23 protein-coding genes and 3 tRNA genes are annotated in these 24,914 nt (G+C 64.9%); 11 read left to right on the top strand and 15 right to left on the bottom strand.

The window, feature by feature from the left end:
• Positions 1 to 436 precede the first annotated feature (436 nt).
• The 4 genes from KTC28_RS12955 (at position 437) to KTC28_RS12940 (ending at position 2,613) form a co-directional block, all read left to right on the top strand.
• Positions 437 to 513, top strand: a tRNA-Pro gene (locus tag KTC28_RS12955).
• Positions 514 to 829: 316 nt separating this feature from the next.
• Positions 830 to 1,312 (top strand): Ros/MucR family transcriptional regulator, encoded by a 483-nt coding sequence (locus KTC28_RS12950; RefSeq protein ID WP_216707573.1) that lies wholly within the window; start codon positions 830 to 832, stop codon positions 1,310 to 1,312.
• A 3-nt stretch (positions 1,313 to 1,315) separates the two neighbouring features.
• On the top strand, positions 1,316 to 1,732 hold the full coding sequence (locus KTC28_RS12945; RefSeq protein ID WP_255602008.1) for a DoxX family protein: 417 nt from the start codon (positions 1,316 to 1,318) through the stop codon (positions 1,730 to 1,732).
• Positions 1,733 to 2,016: 284 nt separating this feature from the next.
• Entirely contained in the window at positions 2,017 to 2,613 is a 597-nt protein-coding gene (locus tag KTC28_RS12940; RefSeq protein WP_216707572.1) for an MOSC domain-containing protein, read from the top strand.
• Here KTC28_RS12940 and KTC28_RS12935 read toward each other — a convergent pair.
• The 3 genes from KTC28_RS12935 to trxB all read right to left on the bottom strand — a co-directional run bounded on the left by KTC28_RS12935 (position 2,582) and on the right by trxB (position 4,775).
• On the bottom strand, positions 2,582 to 3,667 hold the full coding sequence (locus KTC28_RS12935) for a lysylphosphatidylglycerol synthase domain-containing protein (RefSeq protein WP_216707571.1): 1,086 nt from the start codon (positions 3,665 to 3,667) through the stop codon (positions 2,582 to 2,584). The genes KTC28_RS12940 and KTC28_RS12935 overlap by 32 nt on opposite strands.
• Positions 3,637 to 3,708 (bottom strand) — tRNA-Ile (locus KTC28_RS12930). Before KTC28_RS12930 ends, KTC28_RS12935 begins: the two co-directional genes overlap by 31 nt.
• Positions 3,709 to 3,803: 95 nt before the next feature.
• A complete protein-coding gene (gene trxB / locus KTC28_RS12925; protein ID WP_216707570.1) occupies positions 3,804 to 4,775 on the bottom strand; it encodes a thioredoxin-disulfide reductase in 972 nt (323 codons plus the stop codon).
• A gap of 111 nt (positions 4,776 to 4,886) precedes the next feature.
• Here trxB and KTC28_RS12920 point away from each other — a divergent pair, with 111 nt between their 5' ends.
• Positions 4,887 to 5,366 carry an Lrp/AsnC family transcriptional regulator gene (locus tag KTC28_RS12920; protein ID WP_216707569.1) on the top strand — a complete coding sequence of 160 codons (480 nt, stop codon included), beginning with the start codon at positions 4,887 to 4,889 and terminating at the stop codon, positions 5,364 to 5,366.
• A gap of 316 nt (positions 5,367 to 5,682) precedes the next feature.
• On the opposite strand, the gene KTC28_RS12915 is transcribed toward KTC28_RS12920, so the two are convergent.
• On the bottom strand, positions 5,683 to 9,018 hold the full coding sequence (locus KTC28_RS12915) for a TonB-dependent receptor (protein ID WP_216707568.1): 3,336 nt from the start codon (positions 9,016 to 9,018) through the stop codon (positions 5,683 to 5,685).
• A gap of 198 nt (positions 9,019 to 9,216) precedes the next feature.
• Positions 9,217 to 9,289: transfer RNA gene (locus KTC28_RS12910), tRNA-Val, on the bottom strand.
• A 90-nt stretch (positions 9,290 to 9,379) separates the two neighbouring features.
• Between KTC28_RS12910 and KTC28_RS12905 the strand changes: the two genes are divergently transcribed.
• Positions 9,380 to 9,601: a DUF6356 family protein gene (locus tag KTC28_RS12905; protein WP_216707567.1), complete on the top strand. Its 222-nt coding sequence runs from the start codon at positions 9,380 to 9,382 to the stop codon at positions 9,599 to 9,601.
• Between the two features lie 11 nt (positions 9,602 to 9,612).
• A complete protein-coding gene (locus KTC28_RS12900) occupies positions 9,613 to 10,854 on the top strand; it encodes a serine hydrolase domain-containing protein (protein WP_255602005.1) in 1,242 nt (413 codons plus the stop codon).
• Here KTC28_RS12900 and KTC28_RS12895 read toward each other — a convergent pair.
• Both KTC28_RS12895 and pgi read right to left on the bottom strand, forming a co-directional pair.
• The gene (locus KTC28_RS12895; protein ID WP_216707566.1) at positions 10,833 to 11,333 is read right to left on the bottom strand and encodes a DUF4188 domain-containing protein; all 501 of its coding nucleotides are present in this window, start codon (positions 11,331 to 11,333) and stop codon (positions 10,833 to 10,835) included. The genes KTC28_RS12900 and KTC28_RS12895 overlap by 22 nt on opposite strands.
• Positions 11,330 to 12,886, bottom strand: a complete 1,557-nt coding sequence (gene pgi, locus KTC28_RS12890; RefSeq protein WP_216707565.1) for a glucose-6-phosphate isomerase — start codon at positions 12,884 to 12,886, stop codon at positions 11,330 to 11,332. The genes KTC28_RS12895 and pgi overlap by 4 nt, the downstream gene beginning before the upstream one ends.
• A gap of 84 nt (positions 12,887 to 12,970) precedes the next feature.
• On the opposite strand from pgi, the gene lepB reads away from it, so the two are divergent.
• The 3 genes from lepB to era are packed head-to-tail and all read left to right on the top strand — an operon-like array spanning position 12,971 to position 15,377.
• On the top strand, positions 12,971 to 13,804 hold the full coding sequence (lepB, locus tag KTC28_RS12885) for a signal peptidase I (protein ID WP_216707564.1): 834 nt from the start codon (positions 12,971 to 12,973) through the stop codon (positions 13,802 to 13,804).
• Positions 13,801 to 14,490, top strand: a complete 690-nt coding sequence (gene rnc, locus KTC28_RS12880; protein ID WP_216707563.1) for a ribonuclease III — start codon at positions 13,801 to 13,803, stop codon at positions 14,488 to 14,490. Before lepB ends, rnc begins: the two co-directional genes overlap by 4 nt.
• The gene (gene era / locus KTC28_RS12875) at positions 14,487 to 15,377 is read left to right on the top strand and encodes a GTPase Era (protein ID WP_216707562.1); all 891 of its coding nucleotides are present in this window, start codon (positions 14,487 to 14,489) and stop codon (positions 15,375 to 15,377) included. The genes rnc and era overlap by 4 nt, the downstream gene beginning before the upstream one ends.
• Before the next feature lie 24 nt (positions 15,378 to 15,401).
• On the opposite strand, the gene KTC28_RS12870 is transcribed toward era, so the two are convergent.
• The 4 genes from KTC28_RS12870 to proS are packed head-to-tail and all read right to left on the bottom strand — an operon-like array spanning position 15,402 to position 19,117.
• The gene (locus KTC28_RS12870; protein WP_216707561.1) at positions 15,402 to 15,824 is read right to left on the bottom strand and encodes a nuclear transport factor 2 family protein; all 423 of its coding nucleotides are present in this window, start codon (positions 15,822 to 15,824) and stop codon (positions 15,402 to 15,404) included.
• A 20-nt stretch (positions 15,825 to 15,844) separates the two neighbouring features.
• A complete protein-coding gene (locus KTC28_RS12865) occupies positions 15,845 to 16,570 on the bottom strand; it encodes an ABC transporter ATP-binding protein (protein ID WP_216707560.1) in 726 nt (241 codons plus the stop codon).
• Entirely contained in the window at positions 16,563 to 17,810 is a 1,248-nt protein-coding gene (locus tag KTC28_RS12860; protein WP_255601998.1) for a lipoprotein-releasing ABC transporter permease subunit, read from the bottom strand. The genes KTC28_RS12865 and KTC28_RS12860 overlap by 8 nt, the downstream gene beginning before the upstream one ends.
• Complete coding sequence (gene proS / locus KTC28_RS12855) at positions 17,807 to 19,117, bottom strand: proline--tRNA ligase (RefSeq protein ID WP_216707559.1); 1,311 nt, start codon at positions 19,115 to 19,117, stop codon at positions 17,807 to 17,809. Before proS ends, KTC28_RS12860 begins: the two co-directional genes overlap by 4 nt.
• A gap of 371 nt (positions 19,118 to 19,488) precedes the next feature.
• Between proS and KTC28_RS12850 the strand changes: the two genes are divergently transcribed.
• The gene (locus KTC28_RS12850; protein WP_255601997.1) at positions 19,489 to 20,112 is read left to right on the top strand and encodes a PEPxxWA-CTERM sorting domain-containing protein; all 624 of its coding nucleotides are present in this window, start codon (positions 19,489 to 19,491) and stop codon (positions 20,110 to 20,112) included.
• Between the two features lie 80 nt (positions 20,113 to 20,192).
• On the opposite strand, the gene pyrG is transcribed toward KTC28_RS12850, so the two are convergent.
• The 4 genes from pyrG to KTC28_RS12830 all read right to left on the bottom strand — a co-directional run bounded on the left by pyrG (position 20,193) and on the right by KTC28_RS12830 (position 24,893).
• On the bottom strand, positions 20,193 to 21,824 hold the full coding sequence (gene pyrG, locus KTC28_RS12845) for a CTP synthase (protein WP_216707558.1): 1,632 nt from the start codon (positions 21,822 to 21,824) through the stop codon (positions 20,193 to 20,195).
• A gap of 212 nt (positions 21,825 to 22,036) precedes the next feature.
• Positions 22,037 to 23,308 (bottom strand): MFS transporter, encoded by a 1,272-nt coding sequence (locus tag KTC28_RS12840; protein WP_216707557.1) that lies wholly within the window; start codon positions 23,306 to 23,308, stop codon positions 22,037 to 22,039.
• Position 23,309: 1 nt separating this feature from the next.
• A complete protein-coding gene (secG, locus tag KTC28_RS12835; protein ID WP_216707556.1) occupies positions 23,310 to 23,708 on the bottom strand; it encodes a preprotein translocase subunit SecG in 399 nt (132 codons plus the stop codon).
• An 87-nt stretch (positions 23,709 to 23,795) separates the two neighbouring features.
• The gene (locus KTC28_RS12830; RefSeq protein WP_216707555.1) at positions 23,796 to 24,893 is read right to left on the bottom strand and encodes a sensor histidine kinase; all 1,098 of its coding nucleotides are present in this window, start codon (positions 24,891 to 24,893) and stop codon (positions 23,796 to 23,798) included.
• Positions 24,894 to 24,914 lie beyond the last annotated feature (21 nt).

Raw genomic sequence — 24,914 nt, 5'->3', positions numbered from 1 at the left:
CTCGTCGCCGGGTAAGTGTCTGATAACGTACAGTCTGCAAAACACGGCAGATTAGCGATTGTAAAAAAGCCCGACACTTTGTCGTTTATCATTCGATAGACGCACGATCGAACAACTCATGCGATTTGAAACGATTTGCCGGAATGAATTCTGGGCGTCAGGGGACATAAAATTGCGGGTTAATCTATTGTTTACCAGATTTCCGCTGCTGCGGATCGCGCCATTGAAAACGTGATTAAGTATTGTTGACGTTAATAGTCATGGGCGGTTTAGTTTCAGCAATCTGTTAGGGCAATTCGTTACGCTGACAGACGCGAATACTACAGTGCTGGCCTTGGCGGTTCTCCGACAGTCCGGGCTAGGGGCCGATGAGAAGCGCGTGTGACAAGAGGGCGATCATTTGCGCGGTTGTCGGGTGACGTGTAGACGACCCCGACGGGGCGTAGCTCAGCCTGGTAGAGCACTCGGTTTGGGACCGAGAGGCCGGAGGTTCGAACCCTCTCGCCCCGACCATCGACACTTTCGACCACAGCGCGGACAGTCCTTATGCGATGGATGTCTTTCGGCCGCCCGGACAACTGTGTATCGTTCGTATGTAGCCAAGATAGATGCCGACGTCGTTATCCTTGGCGAATGATAAACTGAACGGCACCTGCCGTCGGATCGAACGGCTTATCGCTCCGCTATTTTATTCATCACGTTTTCAGCTAGCTCGCGTTACGAATTAAAGTGGACACAGGATAGAAGTCTGAATATGCGACAAAAACGCTGATGCTGAACTCATCCGCTTTGTCTTCGTGCCGCACGAACTTTAATATGAGGAATTGAGATGGACAGCACCGTGGGTAATACCGAACTGCTTTCGCTAACGGCGGATATCGTCAGTTCGCATGTGTCCAACAACTCGGTCGCGGTCTCCGACCTCCCGGGTTTGATCAGCAATGTTTACGCTTCGCTTGCCGGGCTTGGCACCGCCGCGGTCCCCGAGAAGGCCAAGCAGGAGCCTGCGGTCTCGGTGCGGTCGTCGATCAAGCCCGATTATATCGTCTGCCTCGAAGACGGTAAGAAATTGAAAATGCTCAAGCGTCACCTGATGACCAGCTACGGCATGACCCCCGACGCGTATCGCGCCAAGTGGTCGCTGCCAGCCGATTACCCGATGGTCGCGCCGAATTACGCCGAGCGCCGCCGCAACCTCGCCATCCGCATCGGACTCGGCAACAAGCGCACCGCCGTCGAAGCCCCCGCCCCCGCGCCCGAGCCGAAGACCCGCGGTCGTCGCAAGCTCGCGGTTGCTGCGCCCAAAGACTAACGCGTGACCGACACGCGACGGGAGACTGTCCGGCGGATTCTGCGCTTCCTGCTGGCGGCGATTTATTTCGTCGCCGGCGTCGTGCATCTGCGGTCGCCGGCCCCGTTTCTTGCGATCACCCCTGAATGGGTGCCGTACCCCCAAACCGTCATCGCCTTCACCGGGTTATGCGAGATCGCCGGGGCGATCGGGTTGTTGACGGCGCGATTCCGCTGGTGGGCGGGCGTTATGCTTGCTGCTTATGCTGTCTGCGTATTCCCGGCGAATATCCGGCACGCGATCGACAATATCGCGGTTGGCGGCAAGACACTCGGATTGTGGTATCACGTGCCGCGGCTGTTGTTCCAGCCGGTCATCGTTTGGTGGGCTTTGTTCGCCGGTAACGTGATCGACTGGCCGTGGCGCCGGCGGCGGGCTTGAGACGACCCGCGATATTGCGCGAAGACGTTGCAAAAAGGGCCGCCCGGATTGCTCCGGACGGCCCACATTGTCGGTCGAAGACCGGAGGGTTCAGCGCGGCGTCACTCCAGTGACACAGGCCGTCAAAAATCCGTTCCTCAGCGCGAGACAATGAGACACTGGATCACCTCCTTTCGTTATCGTGGTCGGGACCTTGATGATCGGATGCGCCGCGAATGATTGCAAGCCCCGGCCGTGTAGTTTCGCTGCAAATTGGGCGAATTGCGCCACTTGGCCCAAATCGCGTGCCGAGCGGCTTCATCAAACGACCGGTGCCGGGGCCGGTCGCGGTCACCCGCAACGGCATCGAGGGTGATGAGCAGGGCGACCTCCGTGTCCACGGCGGGCACGACAAGGCGGTCTACGGCTATGCGGCCGAAGCGTATGACTATTGGCGCACGGCGCAGCCCCAGCATGCCGAACGCCTCGGCCCGGGTGCGATGGGCGAAAATCTGACGATCGCCGGATTCGACGAGAAGACAGTCCACATTGGCGACAAGGTCCGCATCGGCACCGCACTGCTCGAGGTCACCGAACCGCGCCAGCCATGCTTCAAGCTCGCGCTTGCGTTCGACGATCCCCGCCTCGTCCGCGCCTTCACCCGCGCGGGTCGCTGCGGATGGTATTACCGGACGCTCGAGCCCGGACTGATCGCCACCGGCGACGCCTGCGAGTGCATCGATCGCCCCAACCCGGCGTGGACGGTGGCGCGGCTGTTCGAAGTCATCATGGCGCGCGCCTTTTCCCCCGATACCCTCGCCGAGATGGTCGCGATCGAGGGGCTTGCCGAAGGCTGGAAGCTGAAGGCGCTCAGCGGCCTGGCGCTTCTCCGCCGCGACTGAGCGCGGCGTCGGCGTGACCAGCCGCTGCGGCGCGACGGCGGCTGAGCGCGACGAGTTCGGTGCGCGCCAGTAAGGCGAGCCCGACGAAGAACGGGATCAGCGTGTACATCACGCGGAACATGAACAGCGCCGCGAGCACATCCTCCTTGGGCATGTGCGGCAGCATGACGACAACGACGGTCTCGAACACCCCGAGCCCGCCCGGCGCATGGCTCAGCGCCCCGGCGATCATCGCCAACGCATAGATCACGACGACCCCGCTGAACGGCGGCAGGCCGACGTTGGGCAGCAAGACGTACAACGCTCCGGCGGCGGCAACGAGATCGAGCCCGCCGACGACGAGCTGCGCCGCGGTCGACCGCCATCCGGGCAACCGCATCCGCAGGCCGAACAGCTTGAGTTCGCGGCGGTAGCACGCCGCGAACACGACATAGCCGGTCGCACTCGCCAGCAGCAGGATGCCCGCCCAGCGGTTGAGCCCCTTGGGAAGGACGTCGACCGTCGCGGCGATCGCGGGATCCAGGGTCAGGCCGATCCCGGCGGCGAGGACCAGCCCGAGCCAGAAGGTCCAGCCGCACAAGGCGACGATCAGGATGACATCAAGTGGCGCGACACCGACCCGCGAATATAGCCGATAGCGAACCGATCCGCCGGTCAGCGCGGTCATGCCGAGCGTGTGGCTGATCGTGAAGCTGGTGAACGCAGCGGTCGCTACCGTCGACAGCGGCAGGCGGTAGCCGAGATGATCGAGCGCGAGCCAGTCGTAGCCTGTCAGGATCAGATAGCTGATGATCGTCAGCACCGCCGCCAGTCCGAGCGTCGCGGGGCCGGTCGCCGCCATCGCCGCAAGGACCGCATCGAGGGTGATTTCGCGCGATAGTCGGCCGAGCGCGAATACCGCCAGCGCTGCGATCAGTAGCCCCGCTGCCGGTGCGATCGCGTGGCGCCAGAGAAACCCGCGCCCGCCCGCCCGCTGCGTGTCGCACGCGTCGAAGTCGGCGATCAGCGCCGCGGCGGCACCGGTGGGCCCGGAGGGATTCGAACCCCCAACCAAGCCGTTATGAGCGGCCGGCTCTACCATTGAGCTACAGGCCCCGGCGCTCGGCGATTGCCGTAGCGTATCCACGGCCGTCCAAGCAAGATCGCCCATCTCACTTGTGTCATCGGCTGCTGCGTGTCCCAGCCATGGGTCAGGCGTTGACGACCACGCGCACCGGCTCGGCGGCGTGGTGGTGTGCGAGGTAGCGCTCGGCCTCGAGCGCCGCCATGCAGCCCATCCCCGCTGCCGTCACCGCCTGGCGATAGACCTTGTCCTTGACGTCACCTGCCGCGAACACACCCGGGACCGAGGTCGCGGTCGAGTCCGGGGCCGTGATCAGATACCCCTCGTCGTCCATGTCGAGCTTGCCGGCGAACAGCGCCGTCGCGGGAACGTGGCCGATCGCGATGAACAGACCGTCGACCGCGAGCGACCGAACCATGCCGGTCGTCGCATCGAGCAGGTCGATGCCGGTGACGCCGAGCGGCACGTCGGTCCCCTCGACCGCGCCGACCTCGGCATTCCAGATCATCTCGATCTTGGGATTGGCGAACAGCCGCGACTGGTTGGTCTTGTCGGCGCGGAGGGTGTCGCGGCGGTGGATGAGGTAGACCTTGCTCGCGAAGTTGGTCAGGAACATCGCTTCCTCGACCGCGGTGTTGCCGCCGCCGACGACCGCAACGATTTTGCCGCGAAAGAAAAAGCCATCGCACGTCGCGCATGCCGATACGCCGAAGCCGCGAAACCGGGTCTCTGACTCGAGTCCGAGCCAGCGCGCCTGCGCTCCGGTGGCGATGACGATCGTGTCGGCGACATAGCGCGTGCCCGAATCGCCCGTCGCGACATAGGGGTGCCGCGACAGGTCGACCGCGGTGATGATGTCGCTCTTGATCGTCGCGCCGACGTGCTTTGCCTGCTCCGCCATCCGCACCATCAGGTCGGGGCCAAGGACGCTCGTATCGCCCGGCCAGTTCTCCACATCGGTGGTGATCGTCAGCTGCCCGCCGGGCTGCAACCCCTCGACGAGGACCGGGTCGAGCGCGGCCCGCGCCGCATAAACCGCGGCGGTGTAACCTGCCGGGCCTGAGCCAATCACGAGCAGGCGGGTAACGATGTCAGGCAAGCGAAATCTCCTTACCGTGTATGTAGCCCGCCCACATCAATTCGCAACTAATTGCCCATTGCCGCAACATTCTAATAGTATTTGGCGGCGTATCGTTGCAGTGATTGCGGGATGCACCGCTCACGCCTTCAGCTCGATATGATCGACCGGATCATTCTTAGTCACCTGCAGAGCGAAGGGCGGATCACCAATGTCGACCTTGCCGAACGCGCCGGGCTGACCGCGCCGCCATGTCTCAGGCGCGTCCGCGCGCTGGAGGAAGCCGGAGTGATCCGTGGCTACCATGCAGACCTCGATCCCGAATCGATGGGTTACGGCATTACCGTTTTTGCCATGGTCAGCCTCAAGAGCCAGGCCGAGGACGAGTTGCGCGCGTTCGAGGAACATGTCGCGACGCTGCCGCAGGTCCGCGAATGCCACATGCTCAATGGCGAAATCGATTTTATCCTGAAGGTGGTGGCGCACGACCTGCAGGAGTTTCAGCGGTTTCTGACGCGTGAGCTGACCGCTGCACCGAATGTCGACCATGTGCGGACGTCGCTGACGATCCGGACGTCGAAGGTGCTGCCGGGAGTTCCGGTGGACGCCTGAAGCGACCGACGCCGAAGACGAAAATCGCCCTCCGCGATTTTCTACTTCGGCGCGAGTCGCGCAAGGCCGGCCGGCGGGTCGGCGAACCTTCCTCGCCGAACCCGTCCGACGACGGCGCGGGTTTGCCGCGACGCGCCTTCCGAAGGGCAGGACTAACAATAAGCAGCAAAAACAAGAACGACGGGCAAAGCCCGCCGTTTTCGTCGGACGGGTTCGGCGGCTTTATGCCGCCGCCTCGCCGGCCGGGCCTGCCGCGAGTCCGCGCACAGGACGAATTCGCAAGCGCAAATTCTTCCTGTGCGCGACCGCGTTCGGCCTAAAACTTAAACCGTGCGCCAACCCGGATCAGGTAAAGCGACACCGCCGTCGTCGTTACCTCCGCCGGGTTCTGAACCGCCGAGTAGCGATATTGTGTGCAGACCTGGTTCGACGCGGTGTTCGCCACAGCCGCGGTCCCGGTTGCCGTCGCCACCGCAAGGCACTGGACGTTAACCGCGGTTGCCGTCTGCGGGAAGGCGACCTGCGTTACGCCGCCCCAATTATGGTTGAGCAGGTTGGGCATGTTTTCGATGTCGCCGAACAAGGTGATCCGCGACTTGCCGACAAAGGTCGGGATCTCCTGCTCGACATGGAGGTCGATGCGTGTGTTAGCGCGCGACCGGGCAATGTTCTTCGGCGCAACCTGACCGCGGAAGTTCTTGAGTGCGGTCGAGTTGATCAGGTTATCGAGCGCGGTTTGCGTCGCCGCCGTGTCGTAGCTGACGCGCGCGTCGGTCGTGCTCGTCGGGACGTAGAGCAGATAGTGGTTCGAGTTGCCGGTCGTCCCGAACACCGCCGAGCGGCCCGCTTGCAGATCGTTCATTGTATAGCTGTACGGACGGCCCGCACGGGTTTCGCCGAACAGCTGAACGACGGTGCGATAGTCGCGGAAGAAGGCGTGGTCGTAGCCGACGTTATACTTGAACTGCCACTTGGTCTGGTCGCTACTGATTCCGTAAGCGGCCTGGTTTGGATCATTGACTGCCTGGTTGTTGTAGAGCGACCCGGCAACCGACGACGTCGCGTTCGAAACGTCCTTCACGTCCTGGTAGGTGTAGCTGCCCGACAGTGACAGACCCCAGTCGAATTCCTTGTCGAAGCGGACGACCGCGACGTGGCTGCGGCCGAGCGAGGTGTTGCCGATCTGGATATCGGTATTGGTGTCGGCGGTCTGGACGCCGGCTCCGGGTGTCGTGTGGAAGGTGTAGCGCGGGCGGCCATCGGGCAGGACGCCGTTCTGAACCGAGCGGAGGTCGGTGAAAGTCACCGACTCGATCGTCTTCGAGTAGAGATAATCGGCACCGAAGTTGATCCCGAAGAACTTATAGTCTGCCGACAGCGTGAAGCGCTTGTACGACGGGAGCTTGAAGCGTGGGCTCACCGAAGCGGTCGGCGCGGTCAGCAGCGATGCGGTGTTCGTCGTCAGAAAGCTGTTGATCGACGTCGGGATCGTCGTGCCGCTGACCCCGTTGAGCGCGGCGGTGCAGATCGCTGCCGTTGCGGGCGTGTTGTACGGCGCGGCGCAGCCGGTGGTGACGCCGCCTACCGAGGTCGTCCGGATGACCGAGGAGATGCGGTTCTGGAGAGCGCCGGTGTTTGCATAGGAGTTCGAGAAGTAGATGTCGGGGGTGCCGCCGGCAAAGATGCCGCCGCCGCCACGGATGTCGAGGTTGCTGATGCCCTTATAGTCGAAGCTCAGGCGCGGCTGAATCGAATAGAGGCCGCCGAAGCTTTTGCCGTTCGAGAAGCCATAGCGGTTGACGAAATTCTGGTTGACCTTAACCGCGCTATACGACTCGTCGAGGTCGACGCGCGCGCCGTAGGTCACCCGCAATGTGTTGTTGATCGCCCAGTCGTCCTGCAGCCCGAAGGTGTAGGTGCCATACTTGAACTTTGCGCTCGTGCTGCTCGGATCAAGGTTGAGCCCGTTCTGATAATCGAACTGGCTGGCGTTCTTGTTCTGGAAGTCGGCGATCGAGTCGAAGTAGTACGCACCCGCGCTGTACTGGAGGAAGTCGTCGATATCGCGATTCTCGACGTATTCGATCAGTGCCTTGAACGCGTGATTACCCGCCTGATAGCGCATCAGGAACGAGCCGTCATACGTATCGCTGAACAGCGCGTTGGTCTGACGGCTGATATCGGGACCGAAGTAGATCGCGGGCACGCCGGCGCCGCACGTTGTCGGCGTGTCGGCGGTGCCGCCGACCGCAAGGCCGCTCGTCGGCGCAGTGCAGACCTTAAACTGCGCGAAACCGCGGCCCTGCTCGGGGTCCTGTCCCTTTGTCGCCGACTTGTAGACGAACCGCGCTTCGGTCGAGAAGTTGTCGGTCCAGTCCGAGTTCAGCTGTACGATACCGGTACGGAGAAGTTCGGTCAGCTTATAGTCGTTCGACGCGAGGCTGATCGACGGGCCGCTTGTATTCGTCGCCGCGCTGGTATTGTTGCCCGTCACCGACGTGCCCGAGTTCACGAGGATGTCGGTCGCGTCGTACGCATTGATGTACGAGAACGACAGCTTCTGGCGGTCGGACAGGTTGGCATCGAGCTTGATGACGAACTTCTCGTCGATGTTCTTGGTGATCGGCAGGATTCCGCCGGTGTCGTAATTATACACGCTCTTGGCGATCGACTGGATGTTGGCGACCGTCGCGTCGGTAAGGTTGGGCACCTGCGAGGTGGAACCGGGCGACAGCGGCCGCGGATCAGTGTTGCGCTCGTACGACCCCATGAAGAACAACTTGTCCTTGATGATCGGGCCCGACACGGTCGCGCCATAGGTCTCGCTCTTGTAATGGATATTCGGCACGATGATCGCGCCGATCTGGTGGCCCTGAAGGCCGCTCGTGCTCTGCGAATAGAAGCCGTTGACGTGATATTCGTTGGTTCCCGACAGCAGCTGTGTGTCGATGACGCCGCCCTGGAAGTTGCTCTGGCGGATGTCGAACGGAGCGATCGAGACCGAGACCTGCGCGATCGCGTCGAACGGCACGGGGCCGCGCCGCGTCGGGCTGGCGTCAGAGTTGAGGCCGAAGTTGTCGCCGACCTGCGCGCCGTTGATCGTGAAGCGGTTGAAGCGCGGGTTGACGCCAGCGAACGATACCGCGCGGCTGTTGGTGAGGTCGATCGTCGCGAACGGCGAGCGGCGCTCGATGTCGCGGATGTCGCGGTTGACCGAGGCGACCTTGCTGATGTCGACCTGGCTGAGCGTCGTCTGCGGACCGTCCGAGGTAATGCCGGCGCGCTTGATTGCCGAGGCGCTGACGACGATGTCGCCGCCCGCTGCGCCACTGGCGACGTCGATCGGCAGGTCGAAAGGCTGGCCAACCTGGGTGAAGATGTCGGTGACGGTCGAGTTGCCCGAGGTGCTGGCGACCTCGACCTTGTACGGGCCGCCCGAACGCAGGCCGCTCGCGGTGAATGTTCCCGACGAGTCGGTCACGGCGCGCGACACTGTGCCCGACGGGACGTTGGTGATAGTAAGCTGGGCGTTGGCGACAGGCGTACCGGCGGCGGTGACTGTGCCGCGAATAACTGCAGTCGTCTCCTGCGCGCTTGCCGAGGAGGCAATAACCATCGCAGCGAGCGAAGCGCCCGCAAAAAATCTACGCATTGTCCGCTCCCAGTAAAACCCCTGATTGACGGTCGATGAACCGCCGAATCGTCGAGCGTCTTCTGGCGCGGGTTTATGACGCTTCAGCGACATTTCCAGCGATACTTGGACACAAGTGCCACGGAAGAATTTACATGTTGCCGCATCGCAACACTGCGGCGTCGGGGTGCGCAGGGCGCGGAGATGAGGGTCTGCGCGTGGGCGATGACGGGCTCGAACCGCCGACATCCTCCGTGTAAAGGAGGCGCTCTACCAACTGAGCTAATCGCCCGCGCGACGCCTTCGTAGCGGGTCGATCGCCGGTTGTCATCGGGGGCTATAATCGACGATAACAGAGTTCGCCGACGAGGAGTTCTGCGCGATGATACACCGCTTGCTGATCGATCACCCGCGCAGCGTCGGCGAGGGGTATTTCGAACATATGCGCGCGAGCTTGACGGTTGCCGGACGGCTGATCGCGGCGGCGGGCGGCTGCATCGTCCACGCTGTCGTTCCCGGCTGGTGCACGACGACGGGAAGCACCGCGATCCTCAAGCTTCACGCCGAAATCTATCCGCGCCGCTTCGACCAGCCGACCCTGTGAGCGGTGGGTCAGTGACGAACGGGCGCGCGGTGACGATCGACCCGGGCGAACTCGGTTTCAGCCCCGAACGGCTGGCGCGGATCGAAGCGTTCCTCGACGAAAGGTACATCGCGCCCGGCAAGCTCGCGGGGGCACTCGTCAGCGTGTCGCGCTTTGGCGAGCCCGCCTATCATTGCGTCCTCGGCCACGCCGATGTCGAGCGCGCGGTCCCGCTCGCCGACGATACGATCTTCCGCATTTATTCGATGACCAAGCCGCTGACGTCGGTTGCGTTCATGATGCTTGTCGAGGAGGGCAAGGTCGCGCTCGATGATCCGGTTCACCGCTATATCCCGGCGTGGCGCGGCCTTGGCGTGTTTGCCGGCGGGACGCGATCGACCGGCTTCGCGACGACCCCGACGGCATCGCCGATGCGGATCGTCGACCTGCTGCGCCACACCAGCGGACTGACCTACGGCTTCCAGATGCGGACCAACGTCGACGCCGCTTATCGCATGGGCAAGATCGGCGAGATCGAGAAGGCCGGGACGCTCGACAGCTTCATCGCCGACCTCGCGCACCTACCGCTCGAATTCTCCCCTGGAACCGCCTGGAATTACTCGGTTTCGACCGACGTCATCGGCTATCTGATCGGCGTGATTGCGGGTGAACCGTTCGAGGACTTCCTCCAGCGGCGGATCCTCGATCCGCTCGGCATGACCGACACCGGCTTTCACGTCCCCGCCGATAAAGCGCACCGCTTCGCCGCGTGTTACCAGCCGAAGGCCGGCGGCGGCATCGCGCTGCAGGACGACCCGGCGACGAGCGCGTTCCTCAAGCCGCCAGCGTTCGTGTCGGGCGGCGGCGGCCTCGTCTCGACTGCCGCCGATTACATGAAGTTCGGGCTGGCGATGTTGAATGGCGGGACGCTCGACGATCATCGACTGATCGGGCGCAAGACGCTCGACTTGATGACCGCGAACCACCTCCCCGGCGGCGTCGACCTGCCCGCAGTGTCGAAGTCGTTGTTCAGCGAGGCGGCGTACGACGGAGTCGGCTTCGGGCTCGGCCTCGCCACCTCGACCAGCGCGGCGCGGACGCTGATCCCCGGCAGTGACGGCGATTATTTCTGGGGCGGCGCGGCAAGCACCTTCTTCTGGGTCGATCCGGCCGAGGAACTCGTCGCGGTCTTCATGACGCAATTGATGCCGAGCTCGACGTATCCGGTACGACGCGAGCTGCGGACTCTGGTCTATAGCGCGCTCGACGACTGATCCGCCGCTTCGACACCGAGCCGCCCCTTTGCCGATGACCGTCGCCCGCGTGCGGTGACGAGTCCGCCGGCAATGCCGAGCCCAAACGGCGGCATATTATTGTACAGGCTCTCATACTGTCCGGCGGTGACGAGAAATGTCTCGTGCCAGATGCCGACATCGCCGTTAGACCCGACCACGCGATTGAACGCAGTCCATGCCGGGCGATGTTCGAGCGACGACGCGTGCGCATAGGCGTGCAGATCGGCGAAGCTGCGCCAGTATTGCACGACCATGACGTCGGGAAGTCCGAGGTAGGACCGGGCGTGGAGCAGGCCCATCGCCGGCGTCCGGCCGAGTTCGGCGAGCATCCGCCCCATCGCCATCCCCACCGGGAGCCAGCGCCACGGCTTCCACCAGCGGTTGATCCGCATGCCGATGAGGAAGACGACGAAATCACCCTCGATCTCGGCGGTCATCCGGTCGGCGATGATCGTCATTTGCCGAGCCCGGCGCGCTTCATCAGCCCCTCGGTTGATGGGTCGAAGCTGCCGCCTGCGTCGAGCGCGCTCGCCATTTCCTTGCCAAGCTCGACCCCCCATTGGTCGAACGGATTGATTCCAAGCAGCGCCGCCGCGGTGAACGTCCGGTGCTCGTAGAAGGCGAGCAGGCTGCCGAGCGTCCGCGGGTCGAGCCGGTCGAGCAGGATCGTCATCGACGGCCGATTGCCGGGGAAGGTCCGTGCCCGGGCACACGCCTCGTCGCCGTCGCTCAACGCCAACGCCTCGTCGAACGTCCGTCCGCGCAGCAGCGCCGCGCCTTGCGCAAAGGCATTGCCGAGCAACTGCCGGTGGTGGGTCTCGCCAAGCGTGTGGCCCGGCTCTCGAACGGCGACGAATTCAACCGGGTCGCTATGCGTGCCCTGGTGGAGCAGCTGGAACACCGCGTGCTGGGCATCGGTCCCGATCCCGCCCCATGTGATCGCGGCGGTCGGATAGGCGACCGGGCGACCATCGCGGTCGACTCGCTTGCCGTTCGATTCCATCTCGAGTTGCTGCAGGAACGACGGCAGCAACCGCAGCCGCTCGTCGTACGCGAACACGCTGCGCGTCGCCTTGTGCTGGAATGTCGCCGCCCAGACATCGAGCGCCCCCGCGAGCGCGGGGACGTTGCGCGCGAACGGCGTATCGCGGAAATGCGCATCGACCGCCGCGGCTCCGGCGAGCAAGTCATCGAAGGCCGCGACGCCGCAGCGGATTGCAAGCGGCAGCCCGACCGCCGACCACAATGAGTAGCGCCCACCAACAGTATCGGCGAACGGCAGGATGTTCGGCTCGGCGATGCCGAAGTCGCGGGCGCGGCCCGGCGCGGCGGTGACCGCGATGCACCGCCCGCGCGGATCGGCGACGCCGTTCGCGCCGAGCCAGTCGAGCGCGCTGTTGGCATTGGTCATCGTTTCAAGCGTGCTGAAGGTCTTCGAGACGATGACGATCTTAGTCGCCGCCGGGTCGCACGCGGCGAGCGCGCGGCTCAGCGCGATCCCATCGATGTTGGCGACGACGTGCACCGCCGGGCCGTCCCCCTCATGCCCAAGCGCATCGAGCAAAAGCGCCGGGCCGAGCGCCGAACCGCCGATGCCGATATGGACGATGTGCTTCGTACCGTCGTTACGCACTGCATTCGCTACCGCACGGAGCTTCGCCTGCCCCGGAGCCGCTGCAGCGACATCGACCGCAGCACCGCTGCCGCGCTCGGCGATGTGCGTCGCGGCGCGGCCCTCGGACGGGTTGACCACGGCACCGGCGAACAGCCGCGTCCGCCAGTCGTCGAACGCTGCCGTCGTCGCCAGCGCTGCGAGCCCCGCCATTGTCTCCGTCGACGCGGCCTGCTTGCTCAGATCGACGCACATCCCGCCGATATCGAGCACCATCGCCTCGATCCGCGTGGGTTCGGACCCGAATAACGCCGCCAGATCGGCCTCTCCAATCGCCGCCGCATGGTCGTTCAGCGACGCCCAGGCGGAAGTCGTATCGAGCGCGGCTGATGTCGTCATGGCGGTGCGGCTCCTGATTCATAGCCCCTCTAGCCGACGCTGCGCCGGTTGACACCCGCTCGCGTCGCCGCCAAGCCCCGATGCATGGAAAACGCCTTCCCCTCGGCGCGCGAGGCGCATCAAGCGCGGGCGGCGCGACAGTTCGAGAAGATCACCGCCGTCGTTCGCGTCACCGGGATCGCGATCGCCGTCGCGCTCGGCCTGCGGACTTTTGTCGTCGAGCCGTTCAACATCCCATCCGAATCGATGCTGCCGACCCTGCTCGGCGGCGACTATCTGTTCGTCGCCAAATGGCCCTATGGCTACAGCCGATATTCGCTGCCGCTCGCCCCGCCACTGTTCGGCGGCCGGATCGCGGGCGCGGCCCCCCGGCGCGGCGATGTCGTCGTATTCAAGACCCCGCGCGACAACCGCACCGACTTCATCAAGCGCGTCATCGGGCTTCCGGGCGACCGCGTCCGGATGATCGGGGGGTCGATCGAGCTCAACGGGACGATCGTGCCCCGGGTCCGCACAACCGACTTCGTGTTGCCGATGATTCCGGGCGGCTCGTGTCACGGCCCCTCCCCGGCGATGCCCGGCGCCGGCGGCGGGATGCTCTGCCGTTATCCGCGTTATCTCGAGACGCTCGGCGGCCGGACCTATGCCGTGCTCGACGAATACGCCGGCGATCCGCCCGATGACACGGCGCTGGTCACCGTTCCCACCGGACATTATTTCGTCGAAGGCGACAACCGCGATGACAGCGCCGACAGCCGGATGAGCCTTGCCGATGGCGGCGTCGGGATGGTCCCGGCGCAGAACCTCGTCGGCCGCGCCGAGGTGATCTTTTTCTCGACGAGCGGCACCGCGGTCGGGAACCGGCCATCGACGTGGCTCGACACGCTGCGGCTGAGCCGCGTCGGCACCCGGCTTTGACCGGCGCATCGGCACCGGGGGACGCCGCACTTGCCGGCTGGGCGCGCGACACGCTCGGCCACGATTTCACCGACCTCGGCCTGCTCAGGCGCGCGCTGACGCATAGCAGCGTGCCGGGGACCGGCAGCTACCAGCGACTCGAATTTCTCGGCGACCGGGTGCTTGGCTGTGTCGTCGCAGCGTGGCTGTACCGCGATTACGACGAGCCCGAGGGCAAGCTGACCGCACGATACCACGGCCTCGTCGAGGGTCCCGCGTGTGCCGAAGTCGCGCGCGGGCTCGGCGTCCCCGAGCACTTGTTCATGGAAAAAACCGTCCGCGCCAAGGGCTTGGGGCGCAGCGATAATGTGCTGGGCGACATCGCCGAGGCGATCGTCGCGGCGATCTTTATCGACGGCGGCTTCGCGGCGGCGGAAACCTTCGTCCGCGCGAATTGGGGCAAATTGCTCGACGCCGGGCCGCGGCTGCTCGTCGACCCGAAGTCGCGGCTCCAGGAATGGGCGCTCGGGCAGAGCCGCCAAGCCCCGACCTACGAATTGATCGGGCGCGAAGGCCCAGACCATGCGCCGCGCTTTAAGGTGCGCGTCGTCGTCCGCGGCCACGACCCCGTCGCCGGCGAAGGCGCGAATAAGCGCGAGGCCGAGAAGGCCGCCGCGGTCGCGATGTTAGAGAAAGTTACGTCATGACGAGATGCGGAACCGTTGCCGTTGTCGGCGCCCCGAACGCGGGCAAGTCGACCCTCGTCAACACGCTGGTCGGGCAGAAAGTCGCGATCGTGTCGGCGAAAGTCCAGACGACGCGGACCCGACTGATGGGCATCGCGGTCGAGGGCGACGCGCAGTTGCTCCTCGTCGACACGCCCGGCATCTTCGCGCCGCGCCGCCGCCTCGACCGGGCGATGGTCCGCGCGGCATGGGACGGCGCGCACGGGGCCGACGTCGTGCTGCTCGTAGTCGACGCCAAGTCGGGGCTTAAGGACGACGCGCGCGCGATCATGGCGAGCCTCGCCGACCGCCCCGAACCGAAGATGCTCGCGCTCAATAAGGTCGACATCGCGTCGAAGCCGCGCCTGCTCGACCTCGCCAACGAGGCCAATGCTGCGGTCAAGTTCGCCGAGACCTTCTTCATCGCCGCCGAAACCGGCGACGGCGTCCCCGAACTCAAGGCGGCGCTCGGCGCGACGCTGCCCGAGGGCGAATGGCACTATCCCGCCGACCAGCTCGTCGACGCGACGACGCGCCTGATGGCCGCCGAGATTACCCGCGAGCAGCTGTACAACCGCCTCCACGCCGAGCTGCCGTATGCGAGCACGGTCGAGACCGAGAAATGGGAGGACCGCAAGGACGGGTCGACAGTGATCCACCAGCAAATCCTCGTCGAGCGCGACAGCCAGAAGGCGATCATCCTCGGCGCCAAGGGCTCGATGATCAAGGCGATCGGCGAAGCCTCGCGCGGGCATATCGCGACGCTGACGGGGCGGAAGGTGCATTTGTTCTTGCATGTGAAGGTCAAGGCCGACTGGGCGGACGACCGCGCGGTGTTCAGGGATATCGGGCTGGATTGGGTCGAGTAGCCTGAAGATTGCGGATTAGCCCCGCTAGCGCTTTTTGGCCGTTTCCTCGGAGCCGCTCGCCATTCGTGCGAGTTCCTCCCCCATCAGCCGGTGAAGCAGTTGGACGCCCTTCAACGGGCGGACCATGATCTTGAAGTGGGTGATAAGACTGCCGCTCGGATCGCACGTGATCATGTCGACGCCGTTGATGCGGATGCCCTCGATCGTGTTCTCGAACTCGAGGACCGCGCCGGTGTCGTTGCGCCAGTCGCCGAGATAGCGAAACCCGGGGCCACCAAGCGTCGTCTCGGCGCTTGCGAGATATTTGAAGGTGATGTCACGGCCGCGTTGCGGCGTGTGGACGACCGGGCTTTCGAAGACGACGTCGGGGTGGAGCAGATCCCACAGCTGCTGCCGATCGTGCGACCGCATATAGTCGTACCAGCGATCGATCACGATCAGCGACATTGCACCTCCCACCGGCCAGTTCATTGCGCCAGCCGTCCCTCGTGAAGCGTGACCACTCGGTCCATCCCACGTGCCAGCGCGATATTGTGCGTCGCGACCAGCGCTGCCGAACCTCGCGCGCGGACCAGCCGAATGAACTCCGCCAGCACCTTCGCGGCGGTCGCTTCGTCGAGGTTGCCGGTCGGTTCGTCGGCGAGGATCAGGACCGGCTCGTTCGCCAGCGCGCGGGCGACGGCGACGCGCTGCTGCTCGCCGCCCGATAGCTGCGCCGGGCGATGGTCGAGGCGGGCACCGAGGCCGAGGTCGGTCAGGAGCTGCTTCGCCCGCGTCCGCGCCGCCGCATTGCCGGTGCCGCAGATCAGCTGCGGCAGGACGACATTCTCCGACGCGCTGAAGTCGGGCAGCAAATGGTGGAACTGGTAGACGAAGCCGAGCTTGTCTCGGCGCACCGTCGTCCGCTCGCTCGCCGACAATTTCTCGACACGGACGCCGTCGATCGTGATCGATCCCTCAAATCCGCCCTCGAGCAGCCCGACCGCCTGGAGCATCGTCGATTTGCCCGATCCAGACGGGCCGAGCAAAGCAACGATCTCGCCGCGCGCGACGCTGAGATCGACCCCGCGCAGCACCTCGATCGTCACCCCGCCCTGCTGGAAACTGCGCCGCAAATCGCGGACCTCGAGCACGTTACCCGCCGAATGAACCGGCGTGCTTACATGCTCGGGCGGCGTCACCACATTATTCATAGCGCAACACCGTGACCGGGTCGGTACTTGCCGCCTTCCACGCCGGGAACAGCGTCGCGAGGAAGCTCATCAGCAGCGTCAGCACTACGATGCCGACGACTTGCGCCGGGTCGGTCTTCGATGGCAATTCGGTGAGGAAGCGGACGCTCGGGTCCCACAGTTGCGCACCGGTCACCGCCGACACGCCCGCAACGATGTCCGCCCGCCACGCGAGCAGCGAAAAGCCGAGCGCGAGGCCGAGGAGGATGCCGAGCCCGCCGATCAGCGTGCCGACCGTCATGAAGATCCGCATCAGCGCGATCCGCGTCGCCCCCATCGTCCGCAGGATCGCGATGTCACGCGTCTTGGCGCGGACCAGCATGATCAGCGAAGACAGGATGTTGAACACCGCGACGAGGATGATGATCGACAGCACCCAGAACATCACCGTCTTCTCGACGACAAGCGCCTCGAACAGCGAGGCATTGGTGTCGCGCCACGACGCGATCACCCCCGACCGCGCGACGCGCCCCTTTATCGGCGCGAGGATCGCATCGACCTTGTCGGGGTCGTTGGTGACGACCTCGATCATGCCGACCGAGTCGCCCATGCGGAGCAGGGTCTGCGCGTTCGCCATCGGCATGACGACGAACGCCTTGTCGTAATCGTAGATGCCGACCTCGAAGATCGCGACGATGCGGTAGGCGATGATCCGCGGCACCGCGCCGAATGGCGTCACCTGCCCATCGGGGGAAATCACGCTGATCGAGTCGCCGACCTGCGCGCCCAGTGCTTCGGCGAGCCGCGCGCCGATCGCGACGGTATTGCTGCCCGGGACGAGCCCGGCGAGCGTGCCGTGCTTGACGTTCGAGGTGATGACCTTGGTCGCCATCAGGTCGGGGATGGTCATGCCGCGCAGCAGGATGCCTTGGACCCGGCCGTCGAAGCTCGCCATCAGCGGCTGCTCGATCAGCGGGGTCGCCTTGGTCACCCCGGGCAGCTTGCGGACCTCGGTCGACAGCGGCGCCCAGTCGGCGAGCTGCCCGCCATAGCCCTGGATCACGGCATGGCCGTTCAGCCCGAGGATGCGGTCGAACAGCTCGGCGCGAAAGCCGTTCATCACCGACATTACCGCGATCAGCGCCGCGACGCCGAGCGCGACCGCGATCAGTGAGATCGAGGCGACGAGGAAGATGAACCCCTCCCCGCGCCCGGGCAGAAGATAGCGCGAGGCGATCATGCGCTCGTAGCGGGTGATCATGCGAGTTTGGCGACCGCCGCCTCGACGGTCATCTCGTCGCGCGTCCCTGCCCCGCGCCGCTTGACCTCGACCGTCCGCGCGCCGACGCCCTTCGGCCCAATCACGACCTGCCACGGCACGCCGATCAGGTCGGCGGTGGCGAACTTTGCCCCGCCGCGTTCGTCGCGGTCGTCGTACAGCACCTCGACACCCGCCGCTGTCAGCCGGTCGTACATTGCGTCCGCGGCCGCAAGGCACGACGCATCGTCGGCGCGGAGATTGATCAGCGCGACCTTGTACGGCGCGACCGCATCGGGCCAGACGATGCCGTCCTTGTCGTGGCTCGCCTCGACGATCGCGCCCATCAGCCGCGACACGCCGATGCCGTAGCTGCCCATGTGCGGGACGATCGCGGTGCCGTCGGCGCCCTGGACGCTCAGCCCCATCGCCGCCGAATATTTTGTGCCGAAGTAGAAGATCTGCCCGACTTCGATCCCGCGCGATTGCTTGAGCGCGTCCCCGGCCTCGGCCTCGAGGCCTTGGTCGCGCTTCTCGTCGGTCGCGGCATAGTCGGTGTTGAGCCGGTCGACGTACGTCTGCAACGCGGTTGCATCGTCGGCGTCGACCGTGGTGTCGCGCGCGGCTTTCCAGTTCGAATGGTAGAACACGTCGCTCTCGCCGGTCGGCGCGAGGACGATGAATTCGTGGCTGAGGTCACCGCCGATCGGGCCGGTGTCGGCGCGCATCGGGATCGCGTGCAGCCCCATCCGCGCGAAGGTGCGGAGGTAGGCGATGAACATCCGGTTGTAGCTGTGGCGCGCGGCGGCGAGATCGGGGTCGAAGCTGTACGCGTCCTTCATCAGGAACTCGCGCCCGCGCATCACGCCGAAGCGCGGGCGGATCTCGTCGCGGAACTTCCACTGGATTTGGTAAAGGATGCGCGGCAGGTCGCGGTAGCTTTTGACTCCGTTGGCGAAGATCGTCGTGAACAACTCCTCGGCGGTCGGCGAGAACAGCATCTCGCGGTCGTGGCGGTCGGTGATCCGCAGCATCTCGGGACCATAAGCATCGTAGCGGCCCGACTGCTTCCACAATTCCGCCGACTGGATCGTCGGCATCAGCAGTTCGACCGCCCCGGCATTGTCCTGTTCCTCACGGACGATCTGCTCGATCTTGCGGAGGACGCGCAGGCCAAGCGGCAACCACGCATAGATGCCAGCCGCAGTCTGGCGAATCATGCCCGCACGCAGCATCAACTGGTGGCTTACGACCTGCGCCTCCCCCGGGGTTTCCTTGAGGACGGGGAGAAAATATCGGCTGAGGCGCACGGGCGGGGCATTCCTGATCGGGGTCGAGCGCGGGGTCTAGCGAAGCTGTTGCAAACAGACAACACTGTCCGCGATTCCGACATGACGCGCGACAAATGCCGATGACACGGAACCCGCAGGTGTTTACCAAGAGTAACGAGTTCTGCCGCCCAAGTGGCTGGAGTTCAGGGATAAATAAGCGGCCAGCGTATAGGCTGCACTGCGCGGATGGTCGAGCCAGGGGGCTGTGATCTACCACCGCGGCCTCGAGGTTGGTCTCGTCACCACAAACGCCCGGGGTCATCCCCGGGCGTTTTCGTTTATGGCGTGCTCTGGCGATTACGCTCAGCGTGCCTGCGCTCCGGGCCCTTCCCTTGCTGCACTAAGCGTCCGTGACTGGCCAAACGGTCGGCCGTGCAATTTTACGACGGGCCGAGCGAAACGAACGGCCAGCATTCTCGGAATCTTCACCAGCCGGTGTTAACCCTGTTGCGGGGGTCGGGGTCTTCGTGGAGATGACTATGAATTCATTATTTCGAGCGCTCGTCGTCGGCTCTGCGCTTACATCGGCCGTCCCGGCACTGGCGGTCATGGGGGTCCATGTCGAATCGGGAGAACCCGGCTTTATTAGCTTCGACATCGCCGAATTGCCGAATCCGGCGTCATTCATCTCCGGCAGCTATTTCACGCTCAACAACGTCAAGGGCGTATTCAACGGCATCGCGGGCAAACGCACGATCGATTTCTTCAACAATAGCCTCGGCGGCGGTTTCCAGGTCGTCGGCGGCCCGGGCATTACGAGCCAGCAGATTTTCATCCGTGACGAGAGCGCGCCCTTAGTTCTGACTGGTGACTATTCCGCGCAAGACCGGGCGACTGGGGCTGGTGCCGGCCTGATCATTTATGAAAACGGCGAGATCGCAGCCGTGCCGGAGCCCGCGACATGGGCCCTGATGATCGGCGGATTCGGGCTGGTCGGAATGACAGTGCGGCGCCGCGCTGCGATCGCCTGCTAGGGGCACGGCATACTGACACGAAGGATAAGTTCATCCCGGCGAAAGCCGGGATGAACTTTCGTCGACCACACGCGGACTCGCTAAACCAGTCGGCTCTGCTTGACCGCTGCGGCGATGAAGCTGGCGAACAGCGGATGCGGTTCGAATGGCTTAGACTTGAGTTCGGGGTGAAACTGGACGCCGACGAACCACGGGTGGTCGGGGCGTTCGACGATCTCGGGGAGGAGGCCGTCGGGCGACATGCCGCTGAACATCAGGCCGCCTTCCTCCAGCGCTCCGCGGTAATGGATATTGACCTCGTAGCGGTGGCGGTGGCGTTCAGCGATCGTCGTCGAGCCGTATGCGCTCGCCGAGACGCTGTTCCCCGCGAGCACCGCCGGATAGCTGCCGAGGCGCATCGTCCCGCCGAGGTCGCCACCCAGAGCGCGGGTTTCGAGGCCGCCGGGCGACATCCATTCGGTAATCAGGCCGACAACGGGTTCGGGCGTCGGCCCGAACTCGGACGAGCCGGCGCCGGCGAACCCGGCGTTCCGCGCGCCCTCGACGCACGCCATTTGCATGCCGAGACAAATGCCGAAGAACGGCACCTCCCGGCTTCGGGCGAAGCGGACGCTAGCGATCATGCCCTCGGTTCCGCGCTCGCCGAAGCCGCCGGGTACAAGGATGCCGTGCATCGGTTCGAGCTGCGCCGCGACGTCGGCGGCGGGGTCCTCGAACAATTCGCCTTCGATCCAGCGGATGTTGACCTTGACCCGGTTGGCGATGCCGCCGTGGACCAGCGCCTCGGTCAGCGACTTGTACGCGTCCTTGAGCCCCATGTATTTGCCGATCACGCCGATCGTGACCTCGCCCTCGGGGTGGCGCAGCCGCTCCATGATTGCGGTCCAGCGATCGAGATCGGGGACGGCGGCGTCGGCCATGCCGAACGCGGCGAGGACCTGCTCGTCCAATCCGGCGCGGTGATACTGGAGCGGGACCGAATAGATCGAATCGGCGTCCAATGCGGGGATCACCGCTTCCTTCGGCACGTTGCAGAACAGCGCGATCTTGGCGCGGTCGCTGTCGGGCAGCGGGTGTTCGGAGCGGCAGACGAGGACGTGCGGCTGGATGCCGATGCCGCGCAATTCGGCGACGCTATGCTGGGTCGGCTTGGTCTTCAATTCGCCCGCCGCCGACAGATACGGGATCAGCGTGCAGTGGATGTAGATCGATTGCCCTCGCCCGAGGTCGTTGCCGACCTGGCGGATCGCCTCGAGGAATGGCAGCGATTCGATGTCGCCGACGGTGCCACCGATCTCGCACAGCACGAAGTCGAGGTCGTCGGTCTCGGCGAGCGCGAACGCCTTGATCGCGTCGGTGACGTGCGGGATGACTTGGACCGTCGCACCGAGGAAGTCGCCGCGGCGCTCCTTGGTGATGATGTCGTAATAGACCCGCCCGCTGGTGACGTTGTCGGTCTGCTTCGACGCAACTCCGGTGAAACGCTCGTAATGGCCAAGGTCGAGGTCGGTCTCGGCGCCATCGTCGGTGACGAAGACCTCGCCGTGCTGATACGGCGACATCGTTCCCGGATCGACGTTGAGATACGGGTCGAACTTGCGGATCCGGACGCGGTAACCGCGCGCCTGCAACAACGCCCCGAGCGCCGCTGCCATAAGACCCTTACCGAGCGACGAGACCACGCCCCCGGTGATGAAGATATACCGTGCCATGGGAGGATGGGCTTAGCGAGGGGACGCGGGGAAAGCCAGTGCGAGGCGGTCGAAAGGTGGGGATAAGCTTGGCCGTCTCCCTCTCCCCTTGAGGGAGAGGGACGGTCGCGCGCCTTAGCGCGACCAGGGTGGGGGTGAGGATTTGCGACCACTCACCCTCACCCTGGCGCGCAAGGGCGCGCCGTCCCTCTCCCTCGAGGGGAGAGGGAAGATCAGGTCTCAATCAGCGACGTTCGCTTCGTATCGGGCAACACCAGTACCACGACCAACGACACGGCGAGCGTCGCCGCGACATAATAATAAAACCCCGCCTCGTTCCCCACGCTCTTGAACCACAAAGCGACATATTCCGCCGTGCCCCCGAACAGCGACACCGACACCGCATACGGCAGCCCCACCCCCAGCGCGCGGACGTTCGCCGGAAACAGCTCCGCCTTCACCAGCCCCGAGATCGCGGTGTAACAACTCAGCACCGTCAGCGCGGCGAGGATCAGGAAGAACGCCTCGACCCGGCTGTGCGTCGCGGCGAGCGTCAGCATCAGCGGCACCGTCCCCGCCACGCCGAGGACCCCGAAAGCGATTAGCTGCGGCTTGCGTCCGAAGCGGTCCGACAGCGCGCCGAACAGCGGCTGGATCAGCATGTAGACAGTCAGCGTTCCAGCCGCGATCAAGCTGGCATCGGGCTTCGACCAGCCGACGGTATTGACGAGGAATTTCTGCATGTACGTCGTGAAGGTATAAAAGGCGAGGCTGCCCCCTGCCCCGAGCCCGATGACAAGCAGCACGCTGCGCTTGTGTTCGGCGAGGCGGCGGACGACGCCATGGCGCTGCGCCTCGGGGACATGCTCGAACGCGGCGGTCTCGGCGAGCGAGACGCGCAACCGCAGCGCGACGACCGCGAGCGCAGCACCGATGCCGAACGGTATCCGCCAGCCCCAGGCATGCAGATCGGCCTCGCTTATCGTCGCCTGCAGCACCAGCAGCACGGCGAGCGCGAGCAACTGCCCGCCGATCAGCGTGACGTACTGGAAGCTGGCGAGGAAACCGCGATTATGCGCGGTCGCCATCTCCGCTAGATACGTCGCCGACGTCCCGTATTCGCCGCCGACCGACAGGCCCTGGAGCAACCGCGCGACGACGAGCAAGACCGGCGCGGCGACGCCGATCCGGTCGAACCCGGGGGTCAGCGCGATCACGCCCGACCCGCCGCACATCAGCAACACCGACAGCGTCAACGCCGCCTTGCGCCCGCGGCTGTCGGCATAGACCCCGAGCAGCCAGCCGCCGACCGGGCGCATCAGGAAGCCGATCGCGAACACCGCGGCGACGTTCAGTAGCTGCGCGGTCGCGTCGCCCTTGGGGAAGAAGATGTGGGCGAAATAGAGCGAAAAGGCCGAGTAGACGTAGAAGTCGTACCACTCGACGAGGTTGCCGACCGTCCCCCCGACGATCGACCTTAGTCGGCTGGCCCCCCGGCTTGCCAAACTAGCGCGCGAGCGGAACCGAGTCCGCCGGAGCGGGAACCGGGGCTGCCGGAGCGGGCGCTACCGGTGCGGCGGGCTCGGTCTTCTGGAACAGCGGGACGCCGCCAGGTGCGGCAGGGGCGCTCGTCGTCGCGGGCTTGGCGAGCGAGGTGTCGATGACGTGCTCGCGCTTGTTCGTCGTCGCGAGGATGGCGAGGACGATGCTCGTCAGGACGAACAGCGAGGCGAGGACCATAGTCGACCGCGTCAGCAAGTCTGCCGCGCCGCGCGCCGTCATCATGCCGCCCGCATTGCCGCCGCCGATGCCGAGCCCGCCGCCCTCGGACTTCTGCAACAGGATCACGGCGACCAGCGCGAGCGAGATCAGGCCGTGGAGAACGAGGATGAAGGTGATGAGCATGGCGGCCTTGGGCGAAATGAGTTGCGGCGGATGTAGCGGTCGCGACGCTCGATCGCAACCGCGTGGACGATCAGCCCTGCGCCGGCGTCAGCGTGACGGCTCGGGAAAACTCAGCAGGCTGCGATAACCCCCGGAAACCGGACCACCGGTCAGCGTTCCGTTGACCTTCCGGATGGCGGCCTGCATCACCCGAAGGCCGAGGCCGATCCGCGTCGGCGTTGTCGTCGATATGATTTCGACCGCGCGGCAGCCATCGTCGCTGCACGCGATGTCGTAGTTGCCATTGCCGTCCGCCGATCCGGTCAACACGATCGCGCCCGCAACGCCCTCGTCAAACGAATGCTTGAGTGCGTTCGCGACGAGCTCGTTGACGATCGTCCCCAGCGCGGTCGCCGCTGTCGCCGGTCCGAAGAGCGCGTCGAAGCGGCCGCTCACGGCAACCCCCGCAGGCGCGATGATCGCAAGCTGCCGCGTCAGCCGGTCGAGATAATCGCCAAGGTCGAGCCAATCCTCGTCGACTTCCGAGATGAGGTCGTGGAGCGTCGCCACCGATGCGATCTGGCGCTCGACCGCGAGCATCATGTCGCTCGCATTGCCCGTCGGTTGGGATCGCTGCAGCCGGACAAACGCGCCGACCGTCTGGAGCGAATTCTTGACCCGATGATCGATCTCGCGGCGTAGCAGCGCCTCGCGCGCGAGTGCAGCGCGCAGGTCGAGCTGGCGCATTACCTGCGCCGCGAGCAGGAGCAGCGTGTCGCGCTGCAATGCGTCGAGCGTGCGCGGCGCGTAATCGAGAACGCAAAGCGACCCGATCGGTAAACCCTCGGCGGTCTGCAGCGTTGCTCCGGCGTAGAAGCGCAGTCCCGGTTCGGCGCAGCACAGCGGATTGCCGCGCAGCCGCGGATCGGCGAGCGTATCGGGAATCTCGACGTAATTGCCGGTACGGAACACGATCGCGCAAATCGAGCTTTCGAGCGCTGTCTCGCTTGAGCCGAGACCGACTTCGGCCTTGAACCATTGGCGATCGGTATCGACGAAGCTGATCAGCGCGATGCTCGTCCCGCAGACACGACGTGCAATATCGACGACATCATCGAACTCCCGCTCGCGCGGCGTATCGAGAATATCGTATCGCCGTAACGCGCCGATGCGGGCGATCTCGTCGGAGGGTATTGGCGCCGCCATGGGCGAGCCTATCCACGGCCT

Source organism: Polymorphobacter megasporae (assembly GCF_018982885.2).
Lineage (GTDB): Bacteria > Pseudomonadota > Alphaproteobacteria > Sphingomonadales > Sphingomonadaceae > Polymorphobacter_B > Polymorphobacter_B megasporae.
This window is presented reverse-complemented; position numbering and strand designations above follow the sequence as displayed.

Excerpts from the sequence above, each read along its gene's own strand:
- KTC28_RS12905 (WP_216707567.1), top strand. The coding sequence starts at position 9,380 with ATGATACACCGCTTGCTGATCGATCACCCGCGCAGCGTCGGCGAGGGG.
- era (WP_216707562.1), top strand. The coding sequence starts at position 14,487 with ATGACGAGATGCGGAACCGTTGCCGTTGTCGGCGCCCCGAACGCGGGC.
- pgi (WP_216707565.1), bottom strand. The coding sequence starts at position 12,886 with ATGACGACATCAGCCGCGCTCGATACGACTTCCGCCTGGGCGTCGCTG.
- KTC28_RS12920 (WP_216707569.1), top strand. The coding sequence starts at position 4,887 with ATGCACCGCTCACGCCTTCAGCTCGATATGATCGACCGGATCATTCTT.
- KTC28_RS12865 (WP_216707560.1), bottom strand. The coding sequence starts at position 16,570 with ATGAATAATGTGGTGACGCCGCCCGAGCATGTAAGCACGCCGGTTCAT.
- KTC28_RS12950 (WP_216707573.1), top strand. The coding sequence starts at position 830 with ATGGACAGCACCGTGGGTAATACCGAACTGCTTTCGCTAACGGCGGAT.
- KTC28_RS12915 (WP_216707568.1), bottom strand. The coding sequence starts at position 9,018 with ATGCGTAGATTTTTTGCGGGCGCTTCGCTCGCTGCGATGGTTATTGCC.
- KTC28_RS12895 (WP_216707566.1), bottom strand. The coding sequence starts at position 11,333 with ATGACGATCATCGCCGACCGGATGACCGCCGAGATCGAGGGTGATTTC.
- lepB (WP_216707564.1), top strand. The coding sequence starts at position 12,971 with ATGGAAAACGCCTTCCCCTCGGCGCGCGAGGCGCATCAAGCGCGGGCG.
- KTC28_RS12830 (WP_216707555.1), bottom strand. The coding sequence starts at position 24,893 with ATGGCGGCGCCAATACCCTCCGACGAGATCGCCCGCATCGGCGCGTTA.
- pyrG (WP_216707558.1), bottom strand. The coding sequence starts at position 21,824 with ATGGCACGGTATATCTTCATCACCGGGGGCGTGGTCTCGTCGCTCGGT.
- KTC28_RS12860 (WP_255601998.1), bottom strand. The coding sequence starts at position 17,810 with ATGATCACCCGCTACGAGCGCATGATCGCCTCGCGCTATCTTCTGCCC.
- KTC28_RS12870 (WP_216707561.1), bottom strand. The coding sequence starts at position 15,824 with ATGTCGCTGATCGTGATCGATCGCTGGTACGACTATATGCGGTCGCAC.
- secG (WP_216707556.1), bottom strand. The coding sequence starts at position 23,708 with ATGCTCATCACCTTCATCCTCGTTCTCCACGGCCTGATCTCGCTCGCG.